The following is an 11,575-nucleotide window of genomic DNA, read 5'->3' as shown; positions in this document are numbered from 1 at the left end:
ACGCCTCAGCCGGCGACCGCCCGCAGGTAGGCCACGCAGTCGTCGTGCAGCCCCGACCAGGGCTCGCCGAACACCTCGTCGGCGGCCTCGGCCACCGACCGGCGCTCGTGCACCACGGCCCGGAAGAAGTCCAGCACCCGCTGCTCCCCGAACCGGTCGACCAGGTGGTGCACGGCCAGGTAACCGATGCCGTAGGCGCCGCCCACCCGGTCGTCGGACGCGTCGTCGGCCGGGGCCAGCGCGTCGAGCCGGCCGTTCCACCCGCCCCGGACCAGCTTGCGAGCCTCGGCCAGGCCCTCGTAGCGGTCCACCGGCTGGCCGTCGGCGCCCGCGTACTCGGCCAGCCCCTCCACCAGCCACCAGCTCGACCGGTCCGCGTAGCCCCCGTCGGGCAGCGACGCGGCGTGGGTCAGCTCGTGCCGGAGCAGGTCGTCGACGCCGCTCGGGGTCAGGCTCTGCGCGTTCAGCACGACGTCGTGGTGCCCGCCGCCGACGCCGACCGCGTACCCGGCGGTCCACTTCGGCCGCCCGCCGCCGTACCAGCGCTGCCACTCGGCCCGACCCGCGTAGTAGACCAGGTAGCGGTCCGGCGGCGGCGCGGCCACCGCGTACAGGTCGGCGACCGCGGCGGCGGCCTCGGCCTGGGCGAGCAGGCCGGGCAGTTTGGCCCGCAGCGCCGGCGTGGTCGCGACCACGGCGCGCTTCCCGACCGCCACGGCCAGGTCGCTGACCTCCCAGGGCCGCGCGCCGGCCGGCGTCGCCCGGGACTCCTCGACCGCGGTCAGCCGGGGCTCGGCGTCCCCCGCCACCCGCCACCGGGTGCCCAGCTCGACGCTGCTCGGCGTGCAGCCCGGCACCACGAAGCAGTAGCCGACGCTCACCGTCAGCCGCCACTCCCCCGGCCGCCGGTCGTCCGCCGCCGGCACCCCGTCCGCCACCGGCCGCCACGCGGTGACCCGGAGCGCGCGCAGCGCGGCGTACCGCCGGGTGAGCGCGGGTCGGGCGGCGGGCTCCGCGACGGCCAGGAAGCCGGCCCGGTCACCGTCGAGCAGGGCGGCGGCCTGCCGGTCGAGCTGAGCCGCCATCCGCGCGCGAAGCTGCCGCTCGGCCGCCGTGCCGCGCTCCTCGCGGTCCGCCGCCGGCCGCCCGGCCGCGTCGCGCACCAGCCCGAGCAGGAGTACGCCGGGAACCCCGCACGCCACCAGCACGAGCACCAGCCCCAGCACGACCCAGAGCCGCCACCGCCGCCCCGCCGGGCGTCCACCACCGGCGACGACCGGCTGTACGCCGGGAGCGGTGCCCGGGTGACCGGCCGGGTGGGGCGGCGGCCCGGGCCGCGAAGCGGGGTGGCCGGCCGGACCGACGCCGCCGGCCGGACGGAGGTCCCCGGCCGCCTCGCCGTTCTCGGCTGCCGGGGCGCCGTTCGGCACGGCCGCCGGACCCGGGGCGCCGGCTACGTTGTCGTCCTCGACTGCCGGGCCGCCGTTCGGCGCGTCTGCCGGGGCGGGGTCGCCGGCTATGTCGTCGTCCTCGGCTGCCGAGGCGCCGCTCGGTGCCGCTGCCTGGCCGGATTCGTGGGTGCTGGCGGCGGCCGGTTCGTCGGCCGGACCGTCGCCGTCCCGCGGCACGGCCGGCGGCTCGTCGCCGCTCGCCGCCGCGCCGGCGGGCCGCTCGTCACCGTCGGTCACCGGCGAAGGGTACGACCAATCGGGCGATCCGGGAAGAGTCCCCCGCGCGTCGCGCCGGCTCCGATCGGCCGCACCAACCCGCCCACCCGCCGCCCCCGGATCCCCGACCGCCACCCGTCCAAGATCTTGGTAAGAAGTGGCCCCCACAGGGGCCGAAATCGTCCAAGATCCAGAGCTGGGGTCAGATCTTCTCGCCCGACAGGGTGAGGAGGGTCTTGTCGAGCGCCCACAGGGCCACCAGCAGCGCGCCAGGAACCGGGCGGCCGGCCAGGGCGAGCAGCAGGCCGCCGGTGAGGAAGCAGGCGGCCTGCACGCCCAGCTTGGCCGGCGCGGGCAGCGCCACGGTGGCGCGGGGCGAGCAGAAGAGCCCCCAGACCACGGCGATCGCCAGCGGGGCGCCGAGGCCGGCGAGCAGCCGCACCGGCCAGCCGGCGTCGAGCGTGAACCCCCACCAGCCGGCGGCCGCGAGCATGGCCAGCTCCAGCAGGAAGATGAGCGTGAGCAGGGCGGCCTTCACCGGGACCTCCAGTTGCGGTACGCGGTGTCCAGGGCGGCCACCATCTCGTCGAAGGAACGGTCGATGTCCCGGGGCAGCCCGAACCCGCCGGCCGCCTCCAGGGTGATGAACCCGTGCACGGCGGCCCGGAACATCCTGGTGGCGTCGACCGCGGCGTCGCCGTCGAGGTCGTACCCGCGCAGGATCGCGTAGATGGCGCCGACGGCCCGCTCGGCGGCGGCCAGGTGCTCGGGGTCGTGGGGGTCCGGCGCCCGCTGGGTGGCCGGGTAGCGGCCGGGGTGCCGGCGGGCGTACTCGCGGAAGGCGCCGGCGGTGGCGCGCAGCGCGTCCCCGCCGGCCCGGCCCGCGGCGGCGGTGGTCAGCGCGTTGGCGACCTCGGTGGTGGCGAGCACGGCCAGCTTCTGGTGCAGCGCGTCGACGCCCTTGACGTGCTTGTAGAGGCTGGGCAGCGCGACACCGAGCCGGGCGGCGAGCGCGGCCAGGGTGAGCCGGTCGTGGCCGACCTCGTCGGCGAGCACGGCCGCCTCGCGGACCACGGTCTGCGGGGTGAGGCCGGCCCTAGGCACCGGAGGTCACCGCCAGGAACTCGGTCAGGTCGGCGGCCGTGGCGTCGGGCTGGTCGGCGTGCGGGTAGTGGCCGGAGTCGGCGATCATGCGGGCCTCGGCGGTGGCGAAGAGCCGGCGGGCGGCACGCGCCTCGGCGCCCGGGTCCGGGAAGTCCGGGTCCTTCGTGCCCATCAGCACCAGCACCGGCTGCCGCACCTCCCGGGCCCGCTCGGTCCAGTGCGGGTCGACCGGCGCGACCACGCCCCGCACCGCGTCCATCCGGCCGCGCAGCTTGACGACCATCTCCTTCCGGTACGCGGCGTCGTCGGCGGGCCGCCCGCACGGGAACAGGGTGCGGTGGAACATGCCGAACAGCCGCGGGCTGCGCAGCACGAGCGCCTGGGCCGCCCGGAGCACCGGGTTGGGATTCGGCGGGGTGACGAACGGGCTGACCTGCACGATGCCGTTGACCAGCGCGGGGGCGTCGGCGGCGGCGAACACCACGGCGGCGGCGCTGGACGAGCTGCCCACCAGGGTGGCCGGGCCGCCGCCGAGCGCCCGGACCACGGCGAGCAGGTCGCCGCCGACCTCTGCCGGCGCGTAGGTGGACCAGCGCGGGCTGGAGTCGCCGTGCCCGCGCACGTCCACCGGGGCGACCCGGTAGCCGGCCGCGACCAGCCGGGGCACCAGGTGGCGGAAGGTCGCCCGGTTCTCCCCCATGCCGTGCGCGAGGACCACGAGCGGCCCCTCCCCGTGCACCTCGTACGCGATGGTTCCGCCGTCCCGCGCCACCTGGCTAATCGTCATAGCCGTAAAGCTAATGCCATTAGCTTTAACCGTCAAGGGTTGACCTCAACTCGGGTGGAGGTCGGAGGATCTTGCCATGCCGCTCACCGCAGACACCCACGTACGCCTGGCCCGCCCGAGCCGGGACCTCGCCGCCGCCGAGCGGTTCTGGGCCGACGGCCTGGGCCTGGACGTGCTCTACCGGAGCACCGCCGACGGGCCCGGCGAGCACGACCTCGTGATGCTCGGCCGGCCGGGCGCGGGCTGGCACCTGGAACTGGTCGGCGGCGCCCAGTTGGCCGTCGCGCCGCGCCCCACCGCGGAGGACCTGTTCGTGCTCTACCTCGACGGGCCGGTCGACGACGAACTGGCCGGCCGACTGGAACGGGCCGGCGGGACCAGGGTCTCCGCCGGCCCGTACTGGGACCGCTGGGGGTTGACGTTCGCCGATCCGGACGGCTACCGGCTGGTGCTCTGCACCCGGACCTGGTCGAACGACTGACTCACTTCTTCGACATCAGGGCGCGGCCGAAGAACATCATGTTGGCGGGGCGCTCGGCCAGCCGGCGCATGAGGTAGCCGTACCACTGGTCGCCGTAGGGGACGTAGGTGCGCACCGTGTAGCCGTCGCCGACGAGGCGCTTCTGCTCCTCCGGGCGGATGCCGAACAGCATCTGGAACTCGAACCGCTCCGGGCCGCGGTCGAACCAGCGGGCCCGGTCCTCGCCGATGGCGATCAGGCGCGGGTCGTGGGTGGCAAGCATCGGGTAGCCGTCACCGGACATGAGCACGTTCATGCAGCGCACGTACGACTTGTCGACCTCGCGGGCGGACTGGTACGCCACCGACTCGGGCTCCTTGTACGCGCCCTTGCAGAGCCGCACCCGGGACCCGGCGCCGGACAGCTCGCGGCAGTCCGACTCGGTCCGCCGCAGGTACGCCTGGAGCACCGCACCTGTCGACGGGTAGTCCTTGCGCAGCTTGGCGAGGATGTCCAGGGTCGAGTCGGTGGTGGTGTGGTCCTCCATGTCCAGGGTGACGGTGGTGCCCACCGCGTCGGCCGCCGCGCAGATCGCCCGCGCGTTGTCGTACGCGAGCTGCTCGTCGAACATCTGCCCGAGCGCGGAGAGCTTGACGCTGACCTCGGCGGCCGGGGTGAGCCCGGCGGCGCCCAGCAGTCGCAGCAGCTTGAGGTATTCGTCCCGGGTGGCGTTCGCCTGCTCCGGGGTGACGGTGTCCTCGCCGAGGTTGTCGAGGGTGACCGCTTGGCCGTCGGCGACGAGTGCGCGGGTCGCGCGCAGCGCGTCGTCGGTGCCGGCGCCGGCGACGAACCGGCGGACGACGTCCCGCGTGAACGGGGCCGTCGCGACGAGCCGCTCGACCTGGGATGACCGGGAGGCGGCGAGGATGACGGAACGGAGCATGAGCCGAGCGTAACGCCCGGCGGTGGGCCCGCGCCGGGGGGCGGCGGGCAACGTCACGCAGCGTTCCGGCGGGCACCGCGGGGCCGCCCGGCTGGCGGCGATCCGCTACAACGATCACGTGGAACGACGCCCCCGACGCCGGCTCCGGTCGGCCACCGTGCAGCTCGGCGCCCTGACCGCCCTCGCGCTCGCGCTCTCCGGCTGCAACAACGGCTACGACGACGACGATGACGACTGCGCGCTCGGCCCGGCCGGCGGGGGCGGCGACACGGTCGCCGTGGCCCTGCGGGTCCCCGCGCCGGCCACCGCCCGGGACACCCCGGCGCCGGTCGCCGCGGCGCTGCCCGAGCGCGGCGGCTTCGGCACCCACCTCGCCTCCTGCGGCGGCTGAGGTGCGGCGCGAGACCAGCACCCCGCGCCCCGACTGGGACGCCACCATCCGGGCCCAGGGCCTGGTGTACGTCGACACCGAGCTGCCCGACGGCGAGATCATGTCGTACTGGGACGAGACCGGCGCGTACGCCTTCGAGCTGGACGAGGTGCTCCGGCTGGAGGAGGCGACGGAGGAGCTGCACCGGATGTCGGTGGCCGCCGCCGAGCACGTGGTGGCCCGCAACCGGTACGCCGAGTTCGGCATCCCGGAGTGGGCCGCCGAGGCGGTCGCCCGGTCGCTGCGGGAGGCGCCGCCGACCCTCTACGGCCGCTTCGACCTCTGGTACGACGGAAGCTGGCCGCCGAAGCTGCTGGAGTACAACGCCGACACCCCGACGGCGCTCGTGGAGGCGAGCATCGTGCAGTGGTACTGGCTGGAGCACACCAGGCCGGACGCGGACCAGTGGAACAGCCTGCACGAACGGCTGGTGGGGGCCTGGGCCAAGATCGGCGCCGGCCTGCACGACCCCCGCGTGCACGTGCTCTGGTCGTCGGAGGAGGAGTCGGGCGAGGACCAGATCACGGCCGGCTACCTGGCCGAGACCGCCCGGCAGGCGGGCCTGGACGTCACGCTCATGCCGATCCAGCAGGTCGGCTGGGACGGGCGGCGCTTCGTCGACGCCGCCGACCGGCCGATCACCACCTGCTTCAAGCTCTATCCCTGGGAGTGGATGCTGGCCGAGCCGTACGGGCCGCCGGCGCTGGAGCCGGGCACCCCGACCACCTGGATCGAGCCGGCCTGGAAGCTGCTGCTGTCGAACAAGGCACTGCTGGCGGTGCTCTGGGAGCTCTACCCGGGGCACGACTACCTGCTGCCCGCGTACCTGGACTCGCCGCGCGGGATGGCCGAGTACGTGGCCAAGCCGCTGCTCGGCCGGGAAGGCGGCTCGGTACGCATCGTGAGCGGCGGCACCGAGATCACCAACCCGGGGATCTACGGCGACGAGGGGTTCTGCTACCAGGAGTTCCGCGCGTTGCCCGAGTTCGCGGGCAGCCGGATGGTGCTGGGCAGCTGGATCGTGGACGGCGAGTCGGCCGGCGCGGGCGTCCGGGAGAGCGAGAGCCTCATCACTGACGGTTACGCGCGGTTCCTGCCCCACTACATCGACGCGCCGCGTGCCCCGTGAGTCGTCTACCGTTGGTGTCGTGAACTTCGACGCGTACGCCCGGACCGGTGTTGATCTCGTCAACGCCCGCCTGGACGACCTCGACGACCTGCGGGCCCTCTTCCCGGACGACAACGCGTGGATGCGCGACGAGGTCGCCGAACGGGACCTGACGATCTTCCGGCGGGCGCAGAAGCGCCTGCGTGACATCTTCGACTACGGCACCTCGGGTCGCGACGCCGAGGCGGTGACGGAGCTGAACGCGCTGCTGGAGGCGTTCCCGGTGCAGCCGCGCATCTCCGGCCACGACTCCTCCGACTGGCACATGCACGTGACCAGCCGGGGCGCCTCGGTCAGCTCGGAGTACCTGGCCGGCGCGGTGTGGGGGCTGTCGGTCTGGCTCTGCGAGTACGGCAGCGCCCGGTTCGGCGTCTGCGCCGACGAGCGCTGCGGCAACGTCTACCTGGACACCTCGTCGAACTGCTGCCGGCGGTTCTGCTCGGAGCGCTGTGCCACCCGCTCGCACGTGGCCGCGCACCGGGCCCGCAAGCGGGCCGCCGTCGGCGAGCAGGTGACCGTGCCGGCCCAACCGGAACCGCTCACCCCGGTCAGCTGACCGGTTCTTCCCCCGGTCCGGCGTCGACCCCGGCGGTCAGGCGTCGACCGGGGAGGGTGCGGTCAGGTTGGCCCGGGCGAACGCGAGCGACTCGCGCAGGTCCGCCTCGCGGACCGCGCGGCTCTTCGCGCCCCGGGTCGTCACCTCGACGGCCACCGAGCCGGTGAAGCCCCGGCCGGCCAGCGAGCGGAGCAGCTCGGCGCAGGGCTGCCCGCCCCGCCCCGGCACCAGGTGCTCGTCGCGCCCCTCACCGGTGCCGTCGCCCAGGTGGACGTGGGCCAGGCCGGACCCCATCCGGTCGGCCATGGCCAGGGCGTCGGTGTGCGACGCCGCGCAGTGCGACAGGTCCAGGGTGTACGAGGCGTAGCCGGTGTCGGTCGGGTCCCAGCCGGGGACGTACGGAACGAACTGCCGGCCGGCCATCCGCACCGGGTACATGTTCTCCACGGCGAAGCGCAGCCCGCGGAAGCGGCCGGCGATCTTGTCGAGCCCGTCGGCGAAGGTGCGGGCGTAGTCGCGCTGCCAGGTGAACGGCGGGTGCACCACGACGGTGGGCGCCTCCAGGACCTCGGCCAGCTCCGCGGCCCTGCGCAGCCGCTCCCACGGGTCGGGGCTCCACACCCGCTGGGTGACCAGCAGGCAGGGCGCGTGCACCGAGAGGACCGGGACGCCGTAGTGCTCGGACAGGCCGCGCAGCGCGCCCGGGTCCTGGCTGACCGGGTCGGTCCAGACCATCACCTCGACGCCGTCGTAACCGAGCGCCGAGGCCAGCTGGAACGCCGCCGCGGTCCGCTCAGGGAAGACCGAGGACGTGGACAGGAGCACCGGAACGCGGGAAGTCACGCCCCTCAGGGTAGCCGCCCCCGCCAGCGCGCATCGGGACGAGCACCCGCAAAAGACGTAGAAGGGCCGACCGGGATCACATCGGCGCGAGTTGATCGAGGCGGCGCAGGATGACCCCCTCGCGCAGCGCCCACGGGCAGATGTCCAGGCAGTCCACGTCGAGCCGGCGCAGCACCGCCTCGGCCACCACCGCCCCGGCGAGGAGCTGGTGGGCCCGCTGCGCGCTGACCCCCTCCAGCTCGGGCAGCTGGGCCGGCGGGATGTGCCGGATGAAGCCGAGCACCTGGCGCAGCCCCGTGCGGGTCAGGCTGCGCCGCGCCCAGAGCCCGGCCCCGGAGGGCGCCGCGCCGGCCAGCCGGGCCAGCATCCGGAACGTCTTCGAGGTGGCCACCGGGCGCTCCCAGCCCACCGCGGTGAGCTGCTCCACCACCGGGTCGAGCTGGGCGTCGACGTACTCCCGCAGCTCCTCGACGGTCTCGGCCGACGGCGGCACGGCGCCGGACGGGTCGACCGCCAGCCGCTCCCGGCTCAGCCGCCCCGCACCGAGCGGCAGCGAGACCGCCACGTCCGGCCCCTCGTCGATGCCGGCGGCCAGCTCCAGCGAGCCGCCCCCGATGTCCATCACGAGCAGCCGGCCGGCGGACCACCCGAACCACCGCCGCACCGCCAGGAAGGTCATCCGCGCCTCGTCCGCGCCGGAGAGCACCTCCAGGCGTACGCCGGTCTCGTCCCGGACCCGGGCCAGCACCTCGCCGGCGTTTGTGGCGTCACGGACCGCGCTGGTGGCGAAGGCCAGCAGGTCGTCGGCCTCCAGACCGTCCGCCGCGGCGCGGGCCATGCCGACGGCCTTGACCAGCCCGTCCGCGCCCGCGTCGGTCAGCGCGCCGTCCGGGCCGATCTGCTCGGCCAGCCGGAGCACCACCTTCTCGGAGTGCGCCGGCCACGGGTGGGCGCCGTGGTGGGCGTCGACCACCAGGAGGTGCACCGTGTTGGAGCCGACGTCGAGGACACCCAGTCGCATGGTGACGACCCTAGGGCCAACACGTTTCGTCGGCTCGCCGGCCGGGCGGGGTCACCCCGCGTACGCTGGGCCGGGTGACAGGGCAGATCGAGCTTCACGTGCTGGTGGACGACCCCGACGACCCGCGCAGCCGCGAGGTCGGGCTGGACTTCCCGCGGGAGTGGATCGAGTTCGTCGACCCGGCCGACGCCAAGCACCTGGTGCGGGCCGACCTGACCTGGCTGCTCTCCCGCTGGACGTGCATCTTCGGCCGGGGCTGCCACGGCATCATCGCGGGCCGCGCCGCGGACGGCTGCTGCTCGCACGGCGCGTTCTTCACCGACGGCGACGACGAGAAGCGGGTCCGGGCGGCGGTCAAGCGGCTCACCCCGGAGACCTGGCAGCACTTCCGCCGGGGCTTCAAGAACTGGACCGAGAACGACACGATCGACGGGAAGAACCCGGCCCGGCGCACGGCCACCCGCGCCGCCGACGCGCCCTGCGTCTTCCTCAACGACGCCGACTTCCCCGGCGGGGGCGGCTGCGCGCTGCACGCCCAGGCGCTGCGCGACGGGGTGCACCCGCTGGAGTACAAGCCGGACGTCTGCTGGCAGCTGCCGATCCGCCGCGACCAGGACTGGCACAAGCGGCCCGACAACACCAAGGTGCTGATCTCCACGCTCACCGAGTTCGACAGGCGCGGCTGGGGCGCGGGCGGTCACGACCTGGACTGGTGGTGCACCTCCTCCACGGACGCGCACGTCGGCGCCGAGCCGATGTACATCTCCTACGGCCCGGAGCTGACCGCGCTGATCGGCGCCCCCGCGTACGCGAAGCTCGCCGAACTCTGCGCGGCCCGGCTCCGCCAGGGCCAGGTCGCCCCGCACCCGGCCACCGAGGCTTAGGACCCGCCCGGCAGATCATCTGACTGGGCCGGGCAGCACGACGACGCCGTCGTCGTCGCTGTGCACCTCGGCGCCGGGGGTGAAGACGCAGTTGCCGAACGACACCGGCACGTCCCGCTCGCCCGCGCCGGTCTTCGCGCTCTTGCGCGGGTTCGTGCCGAGCGCCTTGATGCCGATGGGCAGGGCGCCGAGGGCCACGGCGTCGCGGACGGCGCCGTTGACCACCACGCCGGCCCAGCCGTTCTCCGCCGCGGTGCCGGCGATGAGGTCACCCATGAGGGCGGTGTGCAGCGAGCCGCCGCCGTCCACCACCAGCACCCGGCCCTCCCCGGGCTCGGCCACGATCGACTTGACCAGGGCGTTGTCCTGGAAGCAGCGCACCGTGACGGCCGGACCGGCGAAGGCCCGGACGCCGCCGAACTGGCGCAGCTGGGTGTCGCACGAGCCGAGGGCCTCGCCGTGCCGGTCGTAGAGGTCGGCGGTGGTGGGGTTCTCCATTGTCGTCCTTCTCTCACTCAGGGATGCGGAGTCGGGGGCGGGGATCGGTGCAGGCGGGTGGCGGCGACGGCCGCTCCGGCCAGGCCGGCCGCGGTGCAGGCGAGCACGCCGGCCGCGCCGGTGCCGGCCGCGAGCGCGCCGGCCGCACTGGGGATGAGCACCTGACCGAGCCGGTTGCCGGTGAGCCGCAGCGACATGGCCCGGCCGCGCAGCCCGGGCGGGGCCACCTCGGCCAGGAACGACATGGTCAGCGGCTGGCCCGCGCCCAGCCCGAGCCCGGCCACCGCGACCACCACCAGCAGGACCGCGAAGGGCAGCGGGGGCAGCAGCAGGGCCAGCCCGGCGGCGGAGAGCGCCACGGTGCCGACCAGCACGACCCGCCGGCCCAGGGCCGCCACGAGCCGGCCGAGCAGCAGCCGGGACGCCATCGAGGCGACCGCCCGGACCCCGAGCAGGATGCCGATCGAACCGGCGGCGATGCCGCGTTCCGCGCCGAGCGCGGGCAGGTAGACAAGGGTGATGTCGACCGCCGCCAGGACGACGCAGCTCACCGTGAGGGCGCGGACCAGGCCGGGCTCGCGGAGCAGGTCGCGCAGCCCGCCGGCGCCGGGACCGTCGGCGGCCTGCCGGTGGTGTCCCGACGGGCGCAGGAACAGGGCGACGACCAGCAACGGCACCGCCACCACAGTGGCGCCGAGGAAGATGGCCCGGGTGTCCGGGATCGTGCGGTCCCCGCCGAAGACCACGATGAGGCCCGGGCCGAGCGCCTGCCCCAGCGAGGCGGCGAAGGTGTAGTAGCCGAACGCGGCGTCGTACCGGTCGGCCGGGGTGCGGTTGGCGACCAGCGCCTGCTGGGCGACCACCGCGCAGAGGTGCGCGGTGCCGAGCGCCATGCTGGCCAGGACCAGGCCGGCCACCGAGCCGGCGAGCAGCACGAATCCGAGGCCGGCGGCCACCAGCAGGGCCGACCCGGCGAGCGCCACCCGGCGCTCGCCGAGCCGGTCCACGGCGTGCCCGGAGGGCACGGCCAGCACCAGGGGTACGACGGCGAAGCTGGCCCCGAGCACGCCCAGCCAGGCCCCCGGCACGTCCAGTTCCAACGCCCGGTACGCGGAGGCCGGCCGGAGCATGAACGTGACCGCCTGCACCGCGACGGTGTGCGTGAGCAGGAGGCCCCTCTGGGCGCGCCCGGGGACGGCGGAGCCCCCGGGCGG

14 protein-coding genes are annotated in these 11,575 nt (G+C 75.0%); 5 read left to right on the top strand and 9 right to left on the bottom strand.

Annotated features, from left to right (window positions below):
- Positions 1-5: 5 nt before the first annotated feature.
- From GA0070603_RS22735 to GA0070603_RS22720, 4 genes are all read right to left on the bottom strand, one after another.
- On the bottom strand, positions 6-1,688 hold the full coding sequence (locus tag GA0070603_RS22735) for a hypothetical protein (protein ID WP_091317603.1): 1,683 nt from the start codon (positions 1,686-1,688) through the stop codon (positions 6-8).
- A gap of 181 nt (positions 1,689-1,869) precedes the next feature.
- Positions 1,870-2,205 (bottom strand): YrdB family protein, encoded by a 336-nt coding sequence (locus GA0070603_RS22730; protein ID WP_091317600.1) that lies wholly within the window; start codon positions 2,203-2,205, stop codon positions 1,870-1,872.
- Entirely contained in the window at positions 2,202-2,771 is a 570-nt protein-coding gene (locus tag GA0070603_RS22725) for a TetR-like C-terminal domain-containing protein (protein ID WP_091317598.1), read from the bottom strand. The genes GA0070603_RS22730 and GA0070603_RS22725 overlap by 4 nt, the downstream gene beginning before the upstream one ends.
- Complete coding sequence (locus GA0070603_RS22720; RefSeq protein ID WP_091317595.1) at positions 2,764-3,558, bottom strand: alpha/beta fold hydrolase; 795 nt, start codon at positions 3,556-3,558, stop codon at positions 2,764-2,766. Before GA0070603_RS22720 ends, GA0070603_RS22725 begins: the two co-directional genes overlap by 8 nt.
- Positions 3,559-3,634: 76 nt before the next feature.
- On the opposite strand from GA0070603_RS22720, the gene GA0070603_RS22715 reads away from it, so the two are divergent.
- On the top strand, positions 3,635-4,039 hold the full coding sequence (locus GA0070603_RS22715) for a VOC family protein (RefSeq protein ID WP_091317593.1): 405 nt from the start codon (positions 3,635-3,637) through the stop codon (positions 4,037-4,039).
- 1 nt (position 4,040) lies between these two features.
- Here GA0070603_RS22715 and GA0070603_RS22710 read toward each other — a convergent pair whose 3' ends face one another.
- Positions 4,041-4,961 carry a proline dehydrogenase family protein gene (locus tag GA0070603_RS22710; RefSeq protein WP_091317591.1) on the bottom strand — a complete coding sequence of 307 codons (921 nt, stop codon included), beginning with the start codon at positions 4,959-4,961 and terminating at the stop codon, positions 4,041-4,043.
- Positions 4,962-5,079: 118 nt separating this feature from the next.
- Here GA0070603_RS22710 and GA0070603_RS22705 point away from each other — a divergent pair, with 118 nt between their 5' ends.
- From GA0070603_RS22705 to GA0070603_RS22695, 3 genes are read left to right on the top strand one after another with little or no spacing between them, the layout of a single operon-like run.
- Positions 5,080-5,352: a hypothetical protein gene (locus GA0070603_RS22705; protein ID WP_212831549.1), complete on the top strand. Its 273-nt coding sequence runs from the start codon at positions 5,080-5,082 to the stop codon at positions 5,350-5,352.
- Between the two features lies 1 nt (position 5,353).
- Entirely contained in the window at positions 5,354-6,520 is a 1,167-nt protein-coding gene (locus GA0070603_RS22700) for a glutathionylspermidine synthase family protein (RefSeq protein WP_091317588.1), read from the top strand.
- A 19-nt stretch (positions 6,521-6,539) separates the two neighbouring features.
- Positions 6,540-7,115, top strand: a complete 576-nt coding sequence (locus GA0070603_RS22695) for a CGNR zinc finger domain-containing protein (protein WP_091317585.1) — start codon at positions 6,540-6,542, stop codon at positions 7,113-7,115.
- A gap of 36 nt (positions 7,116-7,151) precedes the next feature.
- Here the strand turns inward: GA0070603_RS22695 and GA0070603_RS22690 are convergent, their stop codons facing one another.
- Entirely contained in the window at positions 7,152-7,958 is an 807-nt protein-coding gene (locus tag GA0070603_RS22690) for a sugar phosphate isomerase/epimerase family protein (protein ID WP_208862938.1), read from the bottom strand.
- Positions 7,959-8,034: 76 nt separating this feature from the next.
- Positions 8,035-8,979 carry a Ppx/GppA phosphatase family protein gene (locus GA0070603_RS22685; RefSeq protein WP_091317579.1) on the bottom strand — a complete coding sequence of 315 codons (945 nt, stop codon included), beginning with the start codon at positions 8,977-8,979 and terminating at the stop codon, positions 8,035-8,037.
- Positions 8,980-9,053: 74 nt separating this feature from the next.
- On the opposite strand from GA0070603_RS22685, the gene GA0070603_RS22680 reads away from it, so the two are divergent.
- On the top strand, positions 9,054-9,863 hold the full coding sequence (locus GA0070603_RS22680) for a DUF3109 family protein (RefSeq protein WP_091317577.1): 810 nt from the start codon (positions 9,054-9,056) through the stop codon (positions 9,861-9,863).
- A 15-nt stretch (positions 9,864-9,878) separates the two neighbouring features.
- Here the strand turns inward: GA0070603_RS22680 and rraA are convergent, their stop codons facing one another.
- Positions 9,879-10,361 carry a ribonuclease E activity regulator RraA gene (rraA, locus tag GA0070603_RS22675; RefSeq protein WP_091317574.1) on the bottom strand — a complete coding sequence of 161 codons (483 nt, stop codon included), beginning with the start codon at positions 10,359-10,361 and terminating at the stop codon, positions 9,879-9,881.
- A 17-nt stretch (positions 10,362-10,378) separates the two neighbouring features.
- The gene (locus tag GA0070603_RS22670) at positions 10,379-11,509 is read right to left on the bottom strand and encodes an MFS transporter (protein ID WP_208862937.1); all 1,131 of its coding nucleotides are present in this window, start codon (positions 11,507-11,509) and stop codon (positions 10,379-10,381) included.
- Positions 11,510-11,575: the final 66 nt, after the last annotated feature.

Origin of the sequence: Micromonospora chersina, assembly GCF_900091475.1 — a bacterium.
Lineage (GTDB): Bacteria > Actinomycetota > Actinomycetes > Mycobacteriales > Micromonosporaceae > Micromonospora > Micromonospora chersina.
Note: the sequence above shows the minus strand (reverse complement) of the source record. Positions and strands in the feature narration are given on the sequence as shown.